General features: G+C 70.4%; 15 protein-coding genes and 2 pseudogenes. 9 read left to right on the forward strand and 8 right to left on the reverse strand.

All coding sequences use genetic code 11. The features are described from left to right. Window positions 1-29: 29 nt before the first annotated feature. Window positions 30-614: a biotin transporter BioY gene (locus tag FL583_RS32605; RefSeq protein ID WP_142708729.1), complete on the forward strand. Its 585-nt coding sequence runs from the start codon at window positions 30-32 to the stop codon at window positions 612-614. Between the two features lie 67 nt (window positions 615-681). Further along, window positions 682-1,842: a damage-control phosphatase ARMT1 family protein gene (locus FL583_RS32610; protein WP_170323984.1), complete on the forward strand. Its 1,161-nt coding sequence runs from the start codon at window positions 682-684 to the stop codon at window positions 1,840-1,842. Window positions 1,843-1,892: 50 nt separating this feature from the next. Here FL583_RS32610 and FL583_RS32615 read toward each other — a convergent pair whose 3' ends face one another. Further along, on the reverse strand, window positions 1,893-2,300 hold the full coding sequence (locus FL583_RS32615) for a hypothetical protein (protein ID WP_142708730.1): 408 nt from the start codon (window positions 2,298-2,300) through the stop codon (window positions 1,893-1,895). A 101-nt stretch (window positions 2,301-2,401) separates the two neighbouring features. Between FL583_RS32615 and FL583_RS32620 the strand changes: the two genes are divergently transcribed. Continuing rightward, the gene (locus tag FL583_RS32620) at window positions 2,402-2,803 is read left to right on the forward strand and encodes a hypothetical protein (protein WP_142708731.1); all 402 of its coding nucleotides are present in this window, start codon (window positions 2,402-2,404) and stop codon (window positions 2,801-2,803) included. Window positions 2,804-2,888: 85 nt separating this feature from the next. On the opposite strand, the gene FL583_RS32625 is transcribed toward FL583_RS32620, so the two are convergent. Then, the gene (locus FL583_RS32625) at window positions 2,889-4,292 is read right to left on the reverse strand and encodes a DHA2 family efflux MFS transporter permease subunit (RefSeq protein ID WP_170323985.1); all 1,404 of its coding nucleotides are present in this window, start codon (window positions 4,290-4,292) and stop codon (window positions 2,889-2,891) included. Between the two features lie 74 nt (window positions 4,293-4,366). On the opposite strand from FL583_RS32625, the gene FL583_RS32630 reads away from it, so the two are divergent. From FL583_RS32630 to FL583_RS32640, 3 genes are read left to right on the forward strand one after another with little or no spacing between them, the layout of a single operon-like run. Beyond that, complete coding sequence (locus FL583_RS32630; protein ID WP_142708732.1) at window positions 4,367-4,978, forward strand: TetR/AcrR family transcriptional regulator; 612 nt, start codon at window positions 4,367-4,369, stop codon at window positions 4,976-4,978. A gap of 18 nt (window positions 4,979-4,996) precedes the next feature. After that, a complete protein-coding gene (gene speB, locus FL583_RS32635; protein WP_142708733.1) occupies window positions 4,997-5,941 on the forward strand; it encodes an agmatinase in 945 nt (314 codons plus the stop codon). Between the two features lie 35 nt (window positions 5,942-5,976). Continuing rightward, on the forward strand, window positions 5,977-7,248 hold the full coding sequence (locus FL583_RS32640; protein ID WP_142708734.1) for an EAL and HDOD domain-containing protein: 1,272 nt from the start codon (window positions 5,977-5,979) through the stop codon (window positions 7,246-7,248). On the opposite strand, the gene FL583_RS32645 is transcribed toward FL583_RS32640, so the two are convergent. The 5 genes and pseudogenes from FL583_RS32645 to FL583_RS32665 all read right to left on the reverse strand — a co-directional run. Beyond that, a complete protein-coding gene (locus FL583_RS32645; RefSeq protein WP_142708735.1) occupies window positions 7,234-8,838 on the reverse strand; it encodes a chemotaxis protein CheW in 1,605 nt (534 codons plus the stop codon). The genes FL583_RS32640 and FL583_RS32645 overlap by 15 nt on opposite strands. Beyond that, window positions 8,835-11,846: a PAS domain S-box protein gene (locus FL583_RS32650; protein WP_142708736.1), complete on the reverse strand. Its 3,012-nt coding sequence runs from the start codon at window positions 11,844-11,846 to the stop codon at window positions 8,835-8,837. The genes FL583_RS32645 and FL583_RS32650 overlap by 4 nt, the downstream gene beginning before the upstream one ends. 121 nt (window positions 11,847-11,967) lie before the next feature. Beyond that, the gene (locus FL583_RS32655) at window positions 11,968-12,912 is read right to left on the reverse strand and encodes a cation diffusion facilitator family transporter (RefSeq protein ID WP_205752675.1); all 945 of its coding nucleotides are present in this window, start codon (window positions 12,910-12,912) and stop codon (window positions 11,968-11,970) included. 70 nt (window positions 12,913-12,982) lie between these two features. Further along, window positions 12,983-13,717, reverse strand: a complete 735-nt coding sequence (locus FL583_RS32660) for an ABC transporter permease (protein ID WP_205752676.1) — start codon at window positions 13,715-13,717, stop codon at window positions 12,983-12,985. Window positions 13,718-13,770: 53 nt separating this feature from the next. After that, a pseudogene (locus tag FL583_RS32665) lies at window positions 13,771-14,457 on the reverse strand (ABC transporter ATP-binding protein); the annotation flags it as partial. Window positions 14,458-14,563: 106 nt separating this feature from the next. Between FL583_RS32665 and FL583_RS32670 the strand changes: the two are divergent. The 3 genes and pseudogenes from FL583_RS32670 to FL583_RS32680 all read left to right on the forward strand — a co-directional run bounded on the left by FL583_RS32670 (window position 14,564) and on the right by FL583_RS32680 (window position 16,918). Continuing rightward, window positions 14,564-14,995, forward strand: coding sequence for a MarR family winged helix-turn-helix transcriptional regulator (locus tag FL583_RS32670; protein ID WP_142708739.1), 432 nt, complete (start codon window positions 14,564-14,566; stop codon window positions 14,993-14,995). Between the two features lie 50 nt (window positions 14,996-15,045). Next, the gene (locus FL583_RS32675) at window positions 15,046-15,987 is read left to right on the forward strand and encodes a pirin family protein (protein WP_142708740.1); all 942 of its coding nucleotides are present in this window, start codon (window positions 15,046-15,048) and stop codon (window positions 15,985-15,987) included. 37 nt (window positions 15,988-16,024) lie between these two features. Then, a pseudogene (locus FL583_RS32680) lies at window positions 16,025-16,918 on the forward strand (IS5 family transposase). Window positions 16,919-16,937: 19 nt separating this feature from the next. Here FL583_RS32680 and FL583_RS32685 read toward each other — a convergent pair. After that, entirely contained in the window at window positions 16,938-18,593 is a 1,656-nt protein-coding gene (locus tag FL583_RS32685) for a carboxylesterase/lipase family protein (protein ID WP_142708741.1), read from the reverse strand. Window positions 18,594-18,620: the final 27 nt, after the last annotated feature.

Raw genomic sequence — 18,620 nt, forward strand, 5'->3', positions numbered from 1 at the left:
GTCTGACTGTTGTTGAAGACAGGAGGACCATGACTACCGTCAGTGTTGCTTCCCCTCGTCGTGTTCTCGCCGACGCGATCCCTGGAGGCCTGGTCCGGGATGCCGTCCTCGTCGTGGGTTCCGCGGCGTTCGTCGGGCTCTTCGCGCAGATCTCGATCCCGCTGTCGTTCACCCCGGTCCCGGTGACCGGCGGGACGTTCGCGGTCCTGCTCTCGGTCGCCGCCCTCGGGCCGGCTCGCGGTGTGCTCGGCATGCTCGTGTACCTGCTCGCCGGTATGGCCGGTGTGCCGTGGTTCTCGTCGCAGATGCACGGCTGGTCGATGCCGTCGTTCGGCTACATCGTCGGATACGTGCTGGCCGCGGCCGTCGTCGGCGCGCTGGCCAGGCGCGGTGCCGACCGCACGCCGCTGCGGGCCGTGCCGCTGATGATCGCGGGCAACCTCGCGGTGTACGCGATCGGTGTGCCGTGGCTGATGGCGTCGCTGGACGTGGGGCTGGGGCGGGCGCTCGCGCTCGGTTTCACGCCGTTCGTGATCGGTGACGCGTTGAAGATCGTGCTGGCCGCGGTGGTGCTGCCGAGCGCGTGGGCGCTGGTGCACCGCGTGGAGAAGTAACCCTGGCTGCCCGCCCCGGGGCAGCGATCGCGCGTTCCGGGGCGGGCTGTTTCTAGGATCTGTGGTTGTGACCGAGCTACTGGCTCCTGAGATCGACAGCAGCGACCCGGCGTCGTTTCCGTGGAGCGTGTTCCACGATCGCCATCCGGTTCTGATCGAGCGGATCGCTGGTGCGTTGCCCCGCCCGGCCGCCCATCACGACGCTCTCGACGCGCTGTTGGCCGAGTCCACGTCCGGGGTCGTGAGCGCGCTGGACGTCGAGTCGTTGCGTCACGAGCACTGGCCCTGGTGGCGTCCGGAGTACCGGGGCCTGCCGTGGGGCGAGACGCCGTTCCTGTGGGCCGAGAGCTACTTCTACCGGCGGGTGCTGGATGCCGTCGGGTACTTCGTGCCCGGGCTGTGGCGTGGGCTGGACCCGTTCGGGCCGATCAAGGCGGCCGAGCTGGCGGGTTCCTCGGTTTCGGAGGAGCTGGCCGCGCTCGACGACGTGGCCGCGTTGCCGGCCGACGAGCAGTGGAGCGCGCTGGTCGGCTCCGCGCTGTGGGGCAATCGGGCCGACCTCAGCTTTCAGGCCGGCCCCACGGCGTCCGAGGCCACCGGTGGGTTGATCGCCGACGACAGCGACGCGCTCCGGGGGTTGCTGCACGACCGTCCGCCGGGCGAGGTGCACGTGCTCGCCGACAATGCCGGGCGGGAGGTCCTGCCGGACCTCGTGCTGATCGAGCACCTGCTCTCCGCCGGTCTGGCGACCGCGGTGGTGCTCCACGTGAAACCGTTCCCGTACTACGTTTCGGACGCGACGCCTGCGGACGTCTGGGCCGCGGTCGCCCGGCTCCGGGACGCCGGGGGCCGTGCCGGCGAGGTCGGGGGGCGGCTCTTCGGGTTCCTGCGCACCGGCCGGCTCGGGCTCGAGGCCCACGAGTTCTTCTGCGGGCCGCTGACCTACGACGCGATGCCCAGCGGGCTGCGGGAGCAGTTCGCCGGGGCGTCGCTCACGATCTCCAAGGGCGACCTGAACTACCGGCGGCTGGTCGGCGACCGACACTGGCACGCGACGGCGCCGTTCGAGGAGCTGACCGCCCACTTCCCGGGCCCGCTGGCCGCGCTACGCACGCTGAAGTGCGACGTCGCGGTGGGGTTGACCGAGGAGACGGTCCGGAGGCTGGACGGCACCGGGAAGGCGTGGCGCACGACCGGCGAGTACGCGGTCATCCACGTCCGCGGCTAGCCGGCCGCGCCGCCGAGCCTCGTCCGCCGCGTCTGGGTGGCGGACGCTCTTCAGCTGCCGCTGTGGCAGTCGCCCCAGTTCGCGTCCCACACCGAGATTCGGAAGAACGACAGGCCTGTCGTCTGGTCGATGCCCGTGGTGATGGTCCCCGACGGATCGACGTCGTCGTGAGTGTCGGAGTCGCCACCCCTCTGGGCCACCACTACCCAGCCGTCGGTTCCCCAGCCCGCCCAGGTGATGCGGTCCGCGCGGAACGCTGCGTTCGTGTTCCACGTGACCTTGCTGACGACGTGCGTCGTGGAGTCGTAGGTGATGTCGCTCGCGGTGTAATGGTTGTCGTTCGACCGGCAGGTGACGTGAACGGTGACCGGAACACCGTCAGCCGCGGCCGCCGGGGTCGACGCGACCGCGAGAAGCGCGACGATCGGTAAGAGGAAAGAGAAAGCCCGTCGCCACATCGTTCGCACCCTGTTCTCCTCCGAGGCCTGACCGTCTGGAGTAGACGCTTGTAGGGAGCAACCCGTCAAGGGCGCCCGGGCATGGGGGTACAGTCGCCGGCGTGTCACGCCCTCAGATCAGCGGTCACCTTCCCCGTGGCACCGTGACCGTCACGCGACGGCTGGTGCCGGCCGATCCCAGCGTTCGGAGTGACCAGATCATCTCCCTGCAGCTGCGGAGCACCGGCGAACTCGTCCTGCACGACCTCAAGGGCGGGCGATCAGTGATGCTCTTCGTCGCTGACGACTGCAACACGTGGGAGAACTTCTACTCCGTTCCCGCGGACCAGGTTCGCCGGCTCGGCGACGACCCGGCGAGCGCCCTGGAAGCCGCGGTCGCTGCATCGACCGTCGACCCGGCCAGCCCGATGCGCGAGAGTGCGACGATCAGAGCGTTCGTCGCGTGGCTCGACGCACACGGCGTCCGCTACGAGACCGGCGAGATCATCACCTACGACGACTGACGCCAACCGTCCGCCGTCGTGCTGCTCGGCGATGATCCCGGCGACGGTGGATTCCCGCCCAGGACCCGCAGGCCGGCGGCCGGCGCTACCCCCGCGACGCGTACTGAAGCGGCGCCGGGTCCGGCGCGCGCTCGGCCAGCGTCAGCCAGGCGGCGGACGCGGTGCCGAGCGCGGAGGCCCCGACCAGCCACCAGAACGCGGTGTGGAACGCGGGCTCGGGCCCCCGCCCGAGCGCGGACGCGAGCACGACCGCGAAGATCGCCCCGCCCAGCGCGCCGCCGACCCGGCTCAGGATGTTGACCTGGGTGGCCGCATCCGGCAGCTGTGACGCGGTGACCGCCTTGTAGGCCGACGTCATGACCGGCATCACCGCGGCCGCCAGGCCGGCTCCGCGGGCGAACAGCAGCACCTGAACGATCCACTCTCCGGCGTCCAGATCGAGCAGTGCGAACGGGACCGTCGTCACGACGGTCACCAGACCGCCCAGCAGGGCCAGCGGACCACCGCCGTAGCGGTCGACCAGCCGGCCGGTGAACGGGAGCGCGACGACGGTGCCGACGCTCGCGCCGATCAGCAACAAACCGGAGGCGAGCGGGTCCGCGCCCCGGCCGATCTGGAAGTAGAGCGCGAACAGCAACCCGGCCCCGAACAGGGCGGCGCCGGAGAACATCGCGGTCAGCGTGGCCGCGCGGTAGGCCCGGTTGCGGAACAGACGCAGGTCGAGCAGCGGGCTCGCGGAGTACCGGCCGTGCACACCGTAGGCCGCCAGCGCGGCCACCCCGATCGCCAGCGGCCCGGCGACGTCCAGCCGCCCGAACGCGCCCTCCTCCCCCCACCGGGTGAACCCCCACACCAGCACCGGCAGGCCGACGCTGAGCAGCGCGAGCCCGAGCCGGTCCAGCCGGCCCGGGTCGCCGGCCTCCCCGCGCGGGACGAACCGCAGCCCCAGTGCCAGCGCGGCCGCCCCCACCGGGACGTTCAGCAGGAACAGCCAGGGCCACGATCCGACGTGGATCACCAGGCCGCCGACGACCGGCCCGAGCGCGGGCGCCAGCGTGACCGCGACCCCGAGCGTCGCCATCACCCGGCCGAGCCGGCTGGGGCCGACCGCCTGGCCGAGGGCCGTCTGTCCAGCCGGGATCAGCATGCCCGCGGACAGCCCCTGGACGACGCGGAGCGCGATCAGCCAGCCGATCGTCGGCGCGAACGCGCAGGCCACCGAGACCAGCGTGAACGCGGCCAGGCAGGCCAGCCAGAGCCGGCCGGCGCCGATCCGGCGACTCGTCCAGCCGCACAGCGGGAGCGACGACGCCATCGCGATCAGGTAGCCGTTGGCCACCCACTGGGCGGTGCTGAGGCTGGTGCCGAGCTGGGTGGTGATCGTGTCCAACCCGACGTTGACGATCGAAGCGTCCAGGCCGCTGAGGAACGCGCCGGACGCGATGATCCCGGCCAGCCGCCAGGTTTCGGGAGGGATGTCACTGCGCACGGAAGCCTCCAAGGTCGCGAGGGGTACAGTAATCGTTTTACTTTACCGACGCGCCGGGCGTCTAGGCTTTTTCCATGACGGAGAAACGGGACGCGACCGTCCGGGCGGCGCGACGGATCTTCGGCCGGGACGGGTACGCGCGGGCGAGCATCGACGCGATCGCGATCGAGGCCGGGGTCTCGACCCGGACGCTCTACAAGCACTTCAGCAGTAAGGAGTCGCTGTTCGCGTTCGTGCTCGAGACGAGCGCCACCGAGGTCGCGGACGGGACCGTCGAGCGGATCCGGTCAGCGCCGGTGGCGGAGTCGGCCGGCGACGTGGCCGCGGAGTTGGAAACGATCGCGCACGCGCTGGTGCGGCAGGCGATCGACTACCGGGACCACTTCGCGATGGTGCGCCAGATCAACGCCGAGTCGACGCATTTCCCGGCGGCGATGCTCCGGACCTGGCAGAAGGCCGGGCCACTGCGGGTGGAGAGTGCCGTCGCCGAGCGGCTCGCCGGGCTGGCCGAGCGCGGGTTGATCGTGGTGCCCGACCTGGAGCGGGCCACGCTGCACTTCGTCACGCTGACGACGGCCGAGGCGAATCCGCGCGGCCTGCACCAGGCCGGGCACCTCACGGCGGCCGAGACCGACGTCGCCGTAGCCGCGGGCGTCCGAACCTTCCTGTTCGGCTACTCCGTCTGAACGTGAAACGGTAAGGGCATGCCGATAGGTCCCGTCGACAACACTCGGATTCCTCGGTACGCCGGGCCGCCGACGTTCGCTCAGCTTCCCCGGGCCGATCAGGTCGAGCGCGCCGACGTCGCGGTGCTGGGCGTCCCGTTCGACTCCGGCGTGAGTTACCGGCCCGGCGCCCGATTCGGGCCCTCCCACATCCGGGCCGCGAGCAAGCTCCTGCGCCCCTATAACCCGGCCCTCGACGTCGCCCCGTTCGCCGCCCAGCAGGTCGTCGACGCCGGCGACCTGGCCGTGAACCCGTTCGACATCTCCGAGGCGGTGGCCACGATCGAGGCCGCGGCCCGGGCGTTCGCGGAACAGAACACGACCCTCCTCACGCTCGGCGGCGACCACACGATCGCGCTCCCCCTGCTCCGGGCCGCCCATGCATCCCACGGCCCGATCGGCGTCGTGCACTTCGACGCCCACCTCGACACCTGGGACACGTACTTCGGCGAGCCCACCACCCACGGCACCCCGTTCCGCCGGGCGTCCGAGGAGGGGCTGCTCGACCCCGGGCGGTGCCTGCACGTGGGCATCCGCGGGCCGCTGTACACCGCCGAGGACCTCACCGACGACGGCGTCCTCGGGTTCCAGGTGATCCGGTCCGACGACTTCGAGACCACGCCCGTCGCCGAGCTCGTGGGACGCGCCCGCCGCCGGCTCGGCGACGGCCCCGTCTACGTGAGCGTCGACATCGACGTGCTCGACCCGGCCCACGCCCCGGGCACCGGCACCCCCGAGGCCGGTGGCCTGACCAGCCGGGAACTGCTCCACGTGCTGCGTGGGCTGGTCGGGCTCGACCTGGTGGGGGCTGACCTGGTCGAGGTCTCGCCGCCCTACGACCACGCCGAGATCACCGGGATCGCCGCCGCTCACGTCGCCTACGAGCTGCTCTCGGTACTGGCGGCGAATCGTGCCGCTCAATAACGTCCGTAATAGGGTTTTTGTACTAGCCTGAACCCATGCTCGTCCGTCCGCCGACCGATGTGTCGGCACCGCTCGTCCACGTGGGCCGGCAGGGGATCTACGACCAGACCGGTGACGTCGTCGCGTACGAGTTGTCGTTCCGCGACGCGGCGGACGCGCCGCGGGCCTCCAGCCGGGGACCGTACGCGACCAGCCGGGTGATCATCTCCGCGTTCACCGACTTCGGCCTGGAGCAGCTGGTCGGGAGCAAGGCCTGCTTCATCAACGTGACCAGGGAGTTCCTGGTCGGCGAGCTGCCGATCCCGTTCGACTCCGGCCACGCGGCCCTGGAGATCGTCCCGACCCTGGAGATCGACGACGAGGTCGTGAAGGGCGCGACCGCGCTGGTCGAGCGGGGTTTCACGATCGCGCTGAGCGCGTTCGTGTGGGGCAGCGGGCACGAGCGCCTGCTCGACATCGCCAGCTACGCGATGGTCGACATGCGTGGGGCCGATCCGCGCCTGGTCGACGAGACGCTGCAGCGCTGCCGGGACTTCCCGCACCTGCGGATGATCGCCGAGCGGCTGGAGACCGAGGAACAGCTCCAGGTGGCGTTCCTGCTCGGGTTCGACCTGTTCCGGGGCAACATCCTCGGCCGCCCGCACGTGCTGTCGACCAGCGGGCTCTCGCCCGCCCGGGTCAGCCGGCTGCAGCTGCTGGCCGCGCTCTCCGCCGAAGAGGTCAACTACGACGAGGTCGTCGACCGCGTCGCGCTCGATCCGACGCTGGCCTACCGGCTGCTACGGGCCACGAACTCGGCCGCGTCCGGGCTGACCGTGCGGGTGTCGTCGGTGCACGAGGCGGCGGTGTTCCTCGGGCTCGACAAGGTCCGGCAGTGGGTCACGCTGATGCTGCTGACCGACCTCTCCGACGCCACCGAGGACCAGCTCGCCTCGACGATGACCCGAGCCCGGCTGTGCCAGACCACCGCGGAGTTCCAGCACCTGCCGGGGTCGGTCGCGTTCACGGTCGGGCTGCTCTCGGGCATCGCCGAGCTGGTCGGACGTCCGGTCGAAGCGCTGGCCGAGGAACTGCCGCTGGCCGACGAGGTGCGGTCGGCGCTGACCGACGGGGCCGGCGACCTGGGCGAGATCCTGACCGCGGTGCGCCACTACGAGGAAGGCGCGGTCGGCGAGCTGGCCGCGCTGACCGGCCCGGTCGCCCCGACCGAGGCCTACCTCTCGGCGATCACCTGGTCGACGAAGATGCTCGACGACGTGGGGATCGAAGGCGCCCGCCGCCCGATGCCCGGGTCAGGCAGCAGCTAGACGCTGAAGGTCGATCTCCGGGAGCATCCGGCCGGCCTCCGGGGTGCCGACCTTGATCAGCCGACGACTGAGCGGATCCGCACCCATCCCCCGCGACTCGTCCTCGACCTCTTCCCAGATCGACTCCTCGATCGCGTTCAACGCCGGAACGATGAACCCGACGTACCCGCCGCCGGACGCGTCGACCAGCAGCACCCGCGCGGTCGCCTTGTCGACTTCCTCGTACCGCCCGAGCAGCGTGCTCAGGCAGATCAGCGGCACGGTGGCCCGCCGGTGCGTGAACACGCCCTGCATCGTGGGGTCGAGCCCGTCGAGCGGGATGTAGTCGGTCGGGTACGGCAGGATCTCCGAGATCTGGACGAGCGGGCTGGCCACGTCCACGCCGGCGTTGTACGTCAGCAGCTTCTTGACGACCGGCACCACCCGCCGGCCCTCCGGGGCGTCGTCGGTCTTGACGTGCTGCTGGCTGCGACGGCGGCTGCGCATCTCCTCCTCGGCCTGGCTCTCGGCCGAGCCCTCCATGGGCATGCCCATGTTGGCGAGGTTGTCGAGATGCTGGTCGGCCCGGAGCAGCTCACCGTCGAGGACGAGGTTCTGACCTTTGCCCGGGATCAGCAGCGCACCCTGCAGGAACGGGTTGTTCGCCATCCCGGTCATCGGCAGCGGCAGCACGTCGGCGGCCGGCACCGACTCGATGTTCGTGACGTCCGAGACGCTCAGCACGACCAGGCCGCGGGGCATGTTGAGCACGATCCCGCGCTCGGTGTCGTGCTTCGGCAGGACGCCCAGCCCGAGGATCTGCAGCGAGTCGACGACCGGCACGTTCTTCCCGCCCAGCGCGACGACGCCCAGGCAGGCCTCCCCCACCAGCGGCGACGAGCGGATGACGAGCTTCGGGATGACCGAGTGGACGTGGTTGACGTCGATCGCCAGCCCGATCGCGGCGCACCGCAACAGCATGACGACCCGCCGGTTCGTGTCACCGGCCTTGATGAACCCGACGTCGGTGGAGTCCTGCCCGCCGGCCGCGGCGGCGGCCAGCGCGCTCTGGTTCCGCTGGCCGGTGTCCCGGACGACCGGCACGCCGGGCAGCGCGAAGATCGCCCCCGTGTCGAGCACCGAGACGACGCTGCCGTCCTCGGGCTGCTCGAATGTCTGCCGGAACAGCGAGACGCCGGTGCCGCCGACGGTCATGTCCATCAGCCCGTCGAGCGGAATCCGGGTCACGCCCCGGATCTCGTCGGCGAGCAGGCCGAACATCTGCCCGTCCCGGGCCACGATGACGATGACGTCGTTGCCGCCGCCGTCCTCGATCCCGATCAGGGGGCGCAGATCCAGCACCGGGATGACGAGGTGCCGCAGGTTGACCGCGCCGACCAGCCCCGGCGCCTGGGCCGGGAACTGGCTGAACTCCGACGGGCAGGGAATGACCTCGCGCAGTTCCGAGAGCGGCAGCGCGACCAGCGCCGGCCCGATCGTGAACATGCCGTAGACGGTCGTGTCGGCGCTCAGCCCGGGCAGCGTGACGCCCCGGACGGCGGCGTCGGTGAGCTGCGGAACGTCGACCGGGCGCTCGGCCAGCAGCGTCACCGGGTGACCTCCTTGCTCTCACCCTCGCTGGCCACGGTGAGCGCGGCGATGATCTCGCTGACCTTGTGCGACGCGGCCTGCTGCTCCTGCGTCGACTCGGCGATGCGGGAGATCGAGTCGCTGGTCTGCCGGACGCTCTTGAGGATCTCGCTGAACGCCTCCTGGGCCTTCCGCGAGACCGACGAGCCCTGGCTCACCCGGTTCGCCGACTCGGCGATCAGCTTGCTGATCTCCCGGGCCGCCTCCGACGAGCGCTCGGCCAGCTTCCGCACCTCACCGGCGACGACCGAGAAGCCGACGCCGTGCTCGCCGGCCCGCGCGGCCTCGATCGACGCGTTGAACGCGAGCAGGTTGGTCTGGCTGGCGATCTCGCCGATCACGTTGACGATCGACGCGATCTCCTCCGACGACTTCTCGATCAGGTCGATGGCCTCGATCGACTTGCGCAGTTCGTCGAACCCGGTCTCGGCGTTGGTCTGGGTGGAGCCGGCCATGCCGCTGGCCGTCTGCGCGCTGACCACGATCTCGTCGATGCTCAGCGCGAGTTCGCCGACGGTCTCGCTCATCTCCCTGGTCTTGTTCGTCAGCAGCTGCTCGAGCTTCACCTGCTCGGTGATGTCGGCCGCGTACTTGACCACCTTCACCGGCTCGCCGGCCAGGTTGAAGATCGGGTTGTACGTCGCCTGGATGTAGACGTCGCGGTTGTACTTGCCGACGCGGTGGAAGCGGCCGGCGATGAACTCGCCCTTGCGCAGCCGGAGCCAGAAGTCGCGGTACTCGGCGCTCGTGATGTAGTCCGGGGCGCAGAACATGCTGTGGTGCTGGCCCTTGATCTCGCGCTGCGAGTAGCCGATCGTCCGCAGGAAGTTGTCGTTGGCCTCGAGCACGTTGCCCTCGAGGTCGAACTCGATCACCGCCTGGGCCCGGTCGATCGCCTTGACCTTGCCCTCGAACTCGGCGTTGCGGAGCTTGGCCTGGGTGATGTCGCTGGCGTACTTCACGACCTTCACCGGCTTGCCGTCGAGGTCGTAGATCGGGTTGTAGGTCGCCTGGATCCAGACCTCGCGGCCGTCCTTGCCGATCCGCTTGTACTCGCCCGACTCGTACTCACCGCGGCCGAGCCGCTCCCAGAAGTTCGTGTAGGCCTCGCTGGCGGCTTCCTGCGGGTCGACGAACATCCGGTGGTGCCGGCCGATGATCTCGTCGCGGTTGTAGCCCAGCGTGTCGAGGAAGTTCTGGTTCGCGTTGAGGATGCGGCCCTCGAGGTCGAACTCGATCGCCGCCTGAGCCCGCTCGATCGCCTTGACCTTGCCCTCGAACTCCGCGTTCTTGAGCTTCTGCTGGGTGATGTCGGTGGCGTACTTGACGATCTTCATCGGTCGGCCGTCGAGGTCGAAGATCGGGTTGTACGACGCCTGCAGCCAGATCTCCCGGCCGCCCTTGCCGTACCGCTTGTACTCGCCCGACTCGTACTCGCCCTGGCCCAGCTTCTTCCAGAACGACCGGTAGGAGTCGGTGTTCGCGAAGTTCGGGTCGACGAACATCCGGTGGTGCTGGCCGACGATCTCGTCGCGCGAGTAGCCTGTGGTCTCCAGGAACAGCTTGTTCGCGTCGAGGATCTTGCCCTCGAGGTCGAACTCGATGACGGCCTGCGACCGGTCGATCGCGTTGACCTTGCCCTCGAACTCGGCGTTCTTCATCTTCTCGGCGGTGACGTCGATCGCGTACTTGACGACCTTCACCGGCCGACCCTCGAGGTCGAAGATCGGGTTGTACGACGCGCGGAGCCAGACTTCCTTGCCGTTCTTGCCGTACCGCTTGTACTCGCCGGCCTCGAACTCGCCGTTCGCGAGCCGCTGCCAGAAGACCCGGTACTGGCTGCCGCGAGCCTGCTCCTCGTCGACGAACATCCGGTGGTGCTGGCCGACGATCTCGTCCAGCGTGTAGTTCACGGTCTTCAGGAAGTTCTCGTTGGCGGTGAGGATGTTGCCGCCGAGGTCGAACTCGATGACCGCCTGGGCCCGGCTGATCGCGTTGACCTTGCCCTCGTACTCGGCGTTCACCAGCTTGGTGTCGGTGACGTCCATCGCGTACTTGACGATCTTGTACGGCTTGCCGTCGAGATCGAAGATCGGGTTGTAGGTGGCCCGGATCCAGACTTCCTTGCCGCCCTTGCCGATCCGCTTGTACTCGCCCGACTGGACCTCGCCGGCCTTGAGCTTCTCCCAGAACTTCCGGTACTCCTCGGTCTCGGCGTAGGCCGGCTGCACGAACATCCGGTGCGGCTGGCCGACGACCTCGGAGAGCGCGTACCCGGTGAGGTTCAGGAAGTTGTCGTTGGCGCCGAGGATGTTGCCGTTGAGGTCGAACTCGATCACGGCCTGCGAGCGGTCGATCGCCGCGTAGCGTCCGCGGAGCTCGGCGACCTGCTCGCGGTCCTTCGTGATGTCGTAGGCGGTGACGAGGACCTGGTCCGGGTCTTTGCCGTTGGCGGCTTTCGCCGCGGTCGCGGTGGCGGCGGCCTTGGCCGGGGTCGATTTGGCGGCCGCCGCCGTCGTCTTCTGGGGTTCGGCTTTCCCGCCGTCGGCCGGTTCCTTCACGGCGGACGCCGGGGCGGCGGGCGCCGCAGGCGACGTCGACGGCGCGCTCGGCAGGGTCGGACCGGACTCGTCATTAAGGACGGGGCCGCAGTTCAGGCGGAGCCACCGCTGCTTGCCGTCGCCGCCGGTGATCGGGATGACCTCTTCGACGAACTCGCCGCGGCGGCCCGTGCTGAGGATCTTCTCGACTTCCATGCTCGGGATGGACCACACCTGGTCCAGTCGCTGCCCGATCAGCGCCTCGATCGGCCGGTCGGCCAGGTCGACCGCGCGCTGGTTCACCGACACCAGCGCGCCGGTTTTCGCGTTCACGATCAGGACGAGGCGTTCCTGGACGAGCAGCGCCAGAGACGCGGCCTTGACCGCGGTACTCGCCGTCGCGTCGATCAGACTCGCGGGCTGCGTCACCGTTGCTCCTTCGAAACCACGTTCGACCGGCTGGTCTCGCCGGAGTGGAGAGAGACCACTCGAAACGTCGGCACGAGATCGACCGGCTTGAGGGCTATCGAAGATCCGCTCCGCAGGGGCTTCAGTGCGGGGTCTGCGTCCGGGGGCCGCGCAGTTCGGCCGGGTCGATCAGCGACGCCTGGGCGTGGTCGACCTGCAGGGTCGTGTGCTGGATCCCGTACCGCTCGGCCAGCAGGGCCGCGATCTGTTCGCGCCGGGCATGGCAGTCCTGGTCGCTGGCCAGCAGGAGGTGCGCCGAGAGGTTCGGGAACCCGGACGTGACCTCCCAGACGTGCAGGTCGTGCACGTCGACGACGCCGTCCACCGCGTGCAGGTCGCCGTCGATCGCGGCCACGTCGAGGCCCCGGGGCGCGGCCTCCAGGAACACCCGCCAGGAGTCGCGCAGCAGCCCCCAGCCGGCCCACGCCATCGACAGCGCGACCAGCAGCGTCGCCACCGCGTCGGCCCTGGCCCAGCCGGTGAACAGCACGATCGCGCCGGCCACCGCGGTCGCGACGAACGCGAACAGGTCGGTGAGCAGGTGCTGGAACGCTCCCTCGACGTTCAGCGAGCGGCGGTCGGCGCGGGAGACGCACCAGGTGGCGAGCGCGTTCACCCCGATCCCGACGACGGCGGTGGCCAGCACGAGCCCGCCGGACACGTCGGGCGGGTTGCGGAACCGGTCGATCGCCTCGACCACGAACACGATCGCCAGCGCCCACAGCGTGACGCCGTTGAGCTGCGCCGAGAGGATCTCGACCCGGCGCAGCCCGTAGGTGAAATTGCCCTTGGCCGGCCGGGCGGCCAGCCGCATGGCGATCAGGGCGAGCACGATCGCGGCCGCGTCGGTGAGCATGTGGGCGGCGTCCGAGAGCAGGGCCAGCGACCGGGCGATGAGCCCGACGACGACCTCGCCGGCCATGAACGCCAGGATCAGGCTCAACGCCCCGATCAGCCACCGCCGATCGGCGTCGGCCCCGATCGCATGCGAATGCCCACCCGCGTGGTCATGGTCGTGATCGTGCATGTCATCCAACATATGCGGAGTTCGCTATATGTGGCAAAGCCGACGATGACAATGCGATTCATTCCGCCGGTCAGATCGTCGCCGAGCGCAGCGCCCGGGTGCCCACGGCCAGCCCGACCCCGGCGGTGGCCACCGCTCCCACCGCGGCCCAGAACACCGACGCCACCCAGAACTCGCCCGCGAACAACGAGCGCTCCGCTTCCACGAGATACGTCAGCGGATTCGCCCGGCTCACCGCCGCCAGCCATCCCGGCCCCGTCTCCACCGGCAACAGCACTCCCGACAGCAGCACCAGCGGGAACAACAGGAACTGATGCAGCCCCCAGAACGCGCCCTGCTGCCGCCTCGTCACGATCGCGAGCGCGATCGTCAACGACCCGAGCCCCACTCCGAACACCGCCAGCAGCACCAGCCCGGCCAGCACGTTGAGCGGATACAGCCGGAACCCCAGCGGCAGAGCCGCCAGCACGATCACCACCGCCTGCGCGGCCAGCGAGAACACCTCCTTCAGCGTCTTCCCGGCCAGGATCGCCGACCGGCTCACCGGCGTCACCAGTACCCGCTCCATCGACCCGCCGGCCAGCTCCGTCTGCACCGCCCACCCGGCCCCGGCGGTCGCGAACAACCCGGTCATCACCAGGATCCCGGGCACGAACCACTGCCAACCCGTGCCCGGCACCGTGCTCAGCAACGGCCCGAACAGCAGCAGGAACACCAGCGGCTGGGCCATCGTGAACAGCAAGCCGATCGGGTTGCGCACCGTCGGCGTCACCTCCCGCACGAACACCACCCAGGCCGCGTTCACGTCAGGCTCCGTCCGGTCAGCGAGAGGAACACCTCGTCGAGCGTGGCCGCGTCGATCCCGGCTTTCAGCCGGTCCGGGGTGTCGTCGGCGATCACCACCCCGTCGTCGATCACGACGACGCGCTCGGCCAGCGCGTCGGCCTCCTCGAGGTAGTGGGTCGAGAAGAAGACCGTCGTCCCGAACTCGGTCCGCAGCCGCCGCATCATCTCGACGACGTTCGCCCGGTTCTGCGGGTCCAGCCCGGTCGACGGTTCGTCCAGGAACAACAGCGGCGGACGATGGACCAGCCCGATGGCCAGGTCGAGCCGCCGCCGCTGGCCGCCGGAGAGCGTCGAGACTACGCGTCGCGCCAGTGCGTCCAGATCGAGCAGGGACAGCAGTTCGACGGCGCGGCGGCGGGCCTGACCGCGGGTCAGACCGTGGAGACGGCCCTGGGTGACCAGTTCGTCGCCGACGCGGAAGAAGTCCCCGGCGCCGGAGCCCTGTCCGAGGTAGCCGATCCGGCGACGGACACCGGCCGGGTCGGTGCGCACGTCGCAGCCGGCGACGACGGCGGTTCCCGCGGTCGGGGTCAGCAGTGTGGTGAGCAGGCGCAGCGTGGTCGACTTCCCGGCGCCGTTCGGGCCGAGGAACGCGACGAGCTCGCCCGGCGCCACGTCGAGATCGATGCCGCGCACCGCCTCGACGATCTCACCCCGGCGCAGCCGGAAATGCCGGGTCAGCCCCCGTGCGGAAATCATGGGACCTCCGATATGGAAGGAATTGGGAGGCTTTCCGGCGCCGGAAGCCCCGAAAGCGTAGGCCGGAAAATCATGTGACCGTCAGGGTTCCTGACAGACTTGGTCGATGGCCCTTCCGCTCGCGTACCTGCTCGCGCACGCCGGGGTTCTCGCCGTTCGTCATGCGGACGCCGCCCTGCGGCCGTACGAGCTCACGACCCGGCAGTACGGGCTGCTCGGCCAGCTCGACGCGGAGCCGGAGCTGACCACGTCAGAGCTCGCCCGGCAGCTCGACGTCTCGCGTCAGACGCTGCACGAGATGGTCATCGCGCTCGAACGGGCCGGTTACCTGGTGCGCGCGCCGGGCGCGACCGGCCGGACCCGGCGGCTGGCCCTCACCCCGCTGGCTGTGCGCCGGCTGCCCCGGATCGCGGGGACCCTCGAGGACGCCGAGGCCGCGTTCTTCGACGGCGTCTCCCCGGCCGCGGTCGCCGCGCTCCGCCGCCTGCTCCAGGCCACCCTGGCCCACACGACCGACGACGAGTCCTGGCTGGCTTGAGCCGACCTCGCAGCATCAGTCCGAACGCGGTGCCGACGTAGGCTCTCGGCGTGAGCAACCTGGATCCGGCCCCGGCCGAGTCGACCGGCAGCGGAGACGCCACCGCCGCGCCGGTGCGCGAGCTGCTGATCGGCCGCGACGTCGTCCTCGGCGGACCCCGAGGCATGAGCGTCACCCGGACGCTGCCGCACAAGCACCGGCGGATGGTCGGCGCCTGGTGCTTCGTCGACCACTACGGGCCGGAGAGCGCGGTCATGCGCGTCCCGCCGCACCCGCACACCGGTCTGCAGACCGTCAGCTGGCTGCTGCGCGGCGAGGTGCTGCACCGCGACAGCCTCGGCTCGGAGCAGATGATCCACCCGGGTCAGCTCAACCTGATGACCGCGGGCGCCGGGATCTCGCACTCCGAGGAGTCGCCGGCCGGACGGACGACGGTCCTGCACGGCGCTCAGCTGTGGGTCGCGCTCCCGGAGGCCGCGCGCGCGGTCGCGCCCGCGTTCGCGCACCACGACGACCTGCCGGTGGTGGCGCGCGACGGGCTCACCGCGACCGTCCTCATGGGGACGCTGGAGGGCGCGACGTCACCGGCCACGACCCATACCCCGCTGGTCGGGGCCGAAATCCTGATCGACGGGGGCGGCGAGCTCACGCTGCGGACCGACTTCGAGTACGCGGTGCTGGCGTTCGAGGACGGCCCGGTCGTCGACGGCGAGCCGGTGCCGGCGGGCGCGCTGGTCTACCTCGGCACCGGACGCTCCGCCCTGCCACTGGACGGCACCGGTCGCGTCCTGCTCCTCGGCGGCGAGCCGTTCGAGGAGCAGATCGTCATGTGGTGGAACTTCGTCGGCCGGAACCACGACGAGATCGTCGAGTTCCGCACCGGCTGGGAGGCCGGCCGAGGCTTCGGCGAGGTCACCGGCTTCGACGGCCCCCCGTTGCACGCCCCGGAGCTCCCCACCACTCCCCTGAAGCCCCGGGGCCGTACCCGCTAGAGCGTGTTTGAGAAGCCGGTCGCTCGTTGGGTGATGTGTGGCTCGTGGTGATCTGACGAACGCGCAGTGGGATGTTCTGTCGGCGGTGTTGCCGCCGGCGAAGCCGGGCGGCCGCCCGCCGCGTCCGCGGCGGCAGGTCATTGACGGGATCCGGTGGCGGATCCGGACCGGTGCTCCGTGGCGTGACCTGCCCGAACGCTACGGACCCTGGGAGACTGCGTATGGGCTCTTCCGGGACTGGCAGCGTGACGGGACCTAGACACGGATCGTGTCCGATCTGCAGTCTCGGGCCCAGGCGCGGGGTCTGATCACCTGGGACGTGTCGGTTGACTCGACCGTGGTCCGGGCCCACCAGCACGCCGCTGGCGCTCGTCAAGGGGCAGCGAACAGAAACAACCGCCGGGAGGGTGCCCAACGACCATGGTCTGGGACGGTCACGCGGCGGGCTGAGCACCAAGATCCACCTCGCGGCCGAGGCTGGGCAACGCCCGTTGTCGCTGCTGATCACCGCCGGACAGGCCGGTGACGCGCCGCAGTTCCAGCCGGTCCCCGACGCCGTCCGCGTCACCGGCCGGGCCGGTCGGCCCAGGACCCGGCCGACCCAGGACCCAGCCGACGCGGGTCCTGGCCGACCCGGGTCCTGGCCGACAAGGCCTACGGATCCCGCGCCAACCGCAGCTACCTGCGCCGACGCGGGATCCGCGCCACCATTCCCGAACCGGCCGACCGGATCAGCCACCGCAAACGCCGCGGCCGCAATGGCGGCCGACCACCGGCCTTCGACCTTGAGACCTACAAGCAGCGCCATGCTGTCGAGTGCGGGATCAACCGCCTGAAGCGCTACCGCGGCGTGGCCACCCGATACGACAAACTCGCCGTCCGCTACCTGGCCACCCTCCTGATCGCCGCGATCAACGAATGGCTGCGCTGACCAGCAATACAAACAGGCCCTAGCTGCGCAGCGACAAAGTGGGGTGCTGGGCCCAGAAGTCGCAGTTGTGGTCGGTCGCGAAGTCCGACGCCTCGAGCGGCTTGGCCCCGGTGGGCACCAGCGCCTGCAAGCTCGAGCCGCCCGGGGAGAACTCCGCCCACTTCGGTGCCCCGTCGGTGTTCGGGTCACCGTCGATCGCGAAGCTCGTCCAGTACGCGATCATCTGCTTGCTGAGCGTCTGCGCGGCCGGCGGCAGCGCCCCGAGCCGCTTCAGGTCGAACAGGTACGGCAGCTCGGCCGCGTGGGCCGCCTTCAGCGGGTACCCGGCGATCTTGGGCAGCGGCGCGTTCGGGTCGTTGAACTCGTACGCGTAGACCTTGGTGCGCTTGGCCGCGGCCTCGTTGGTCCGCAGCGCCGGGCAGGAGAACGTCGCATCGGTGACGATCGCTCCGAGCGCGTCGCCGACCGTGCCGTACTTCTTCAGCGGGTACCGGGCCGCGATCTGGCCGGCCAGCGACCCGGTCGCGCGCTGCAGCGCGGTCGCGTAGAGCTCCGGGCCGAGGCTCTGGAACCCGAGCGACAGGATGAACAGCCGGCCCTCGTCGTGGTTGGTGCCCTGCAACAGCGGGACGTCCTGGAACGCACCGCGGTCGAACGCCGACTCCATGTCGGTCGGCAGCACCGGCCCGCCGGACGCCGGCGCGTAGGTCAGCGAGGTGCCGGTCGACGAGGAAGCCGACCGGATCACCGCGGGCGACTTGGCCCGCAGGCACGTCACCACCGCCGCACCGCGGCAGCCGAGCTTGGCCGCCAGCGCCGCGCCGGTCTGCTCCGCACGGGCCTGGGTCGGGCCGCGCAGCGCGCATCCACTCTCCGCGATCGCCTTCGCGAACAGCCCCTTGGCCTGTGGCGACACCATCTGGGCGCAGACGCTGCCGCCACCGGCCGACTCGCCGAACAGCGTGACGTTCTTCGCGTCGCCGCCGAAGTTGCCGATGTTCTTCTGCACCCAGCGCAGCGCGGCCTGCTGGTCGAGCAGCCCGTACGTGCCCGAACCCAGCGGCTGCTCGCTCGAGAGCCCCGGAAGCGCGAGGAAGCCCATCGCGCCGAGCCGGTAGTTGATCGTCACGACGATCACGCCGCCCTGCGTGACCAGACGCCCCGGTCCGTAGTCCGACCCGGCGCCGTTGATGTAGCTGCCACCGTGGATCCACACCATCACCGGCAGCTTGCCCTGGTCGGCCTGCTCGGGCAGCGTGCGGCGCGCGGTGCCCGCGGTCGGCGTGTAGACGTTCAGGTAGAGACAGTCCTCAGTGGTGCTCCCGTTGCCGGAGTCGCCCCCGCTGACGATGCTCCCGGGCTGGACGCAGGCCGAGCCCGGCTGCGTGGCGTCGCGCTCCCCCGACCACTTCGCGGCCGGCTGGGGCGGACGCCAGCGCAGCGGGCCGACGGGCGGCGCGGCGAACGGGACGCCGAGGAATGATCGGTACCCCTCGGCGCTGGCCCCTCTCAGCGCGCCGCCCTCGGTGGTCACCACCGGGGCGTCCAACTCGTCGACCGCGCCCTTTGTGGACGAGCCGGACGAGTTCCCGGAATCGCCGCTGCAGGCGGCCAGACCGGCCGCCAGTACGGCGGCGAGCAGTACAGCGGATCCTCGGCGCAGGAACGACCGCATCGCTGAGGCCTCTCTGATCGCGGGCTA

The sequence above is a fragment of the Cryptosporangium phraense genome, from assembly GCF_006912135.1.
GTDB lineage: Bacteria > Actinomycetota > Actinomycetes > Mycobacteriales > Cryptosporangiaceae > Cryptosporangium > Cryptosporangium phraense.

Coding starts and splice junctions, on each gene's coding strand:
- FL583_RS32605 (WP_142708729.1), top strand. CDS start 30: ATGACTACCGTCAGTGTTGCTTCCCCTCGTCGTGTTCTCGCCGACGCG.
- FL583_RS32615 (WP_142708730.1), bottom strand. CDS start 2,300: ATGTGGCGACGGGCTTTCTCTTTCCTCTTACCGATCGTCGCGCTTCTC.
- FL583_RS32630 (WP_142708732.1), top strand. CDS start 4,367: ATGACGGAGAAACGGGACGCGACCGTCCGGGCGGCGCGACGGATCTTC.
- speB (WP_142708733.1), top strand. CDS start 4,997: ATGCCGATAGGTCCCGTCGACAACACTCGGATTCCTCGGTACGCCGGG.
- FL583_RS32640 (WP_142708734.1), top strand. CDS start 5,977: ATGCTCGTCCGTCCGCCGACCGATGTGTCGGCACCGCTCGTCCACGTG.
- FL583_RS32655 (WP_205752675.1), bottom strand. CDS start 12,912: ATGCACGATCACGACCATGACCACGCGGGTGGGCATTCGCATGCGATC.
- FL583_RS32670 (WP_142708739.1), top strand. CDS start 14,564: ATGGCCCTTCCGCTCGCGTACCTGCTCGCGCACGCCGGGGTTCTCGCC.
- FL583_RS32685 (WP_142708741.1), bottom strand. CDS start 18,593: ATGCGGTCGTTCCTGCGCCGAGGATCCGCTGTACTGCTCGCCGCCGTA.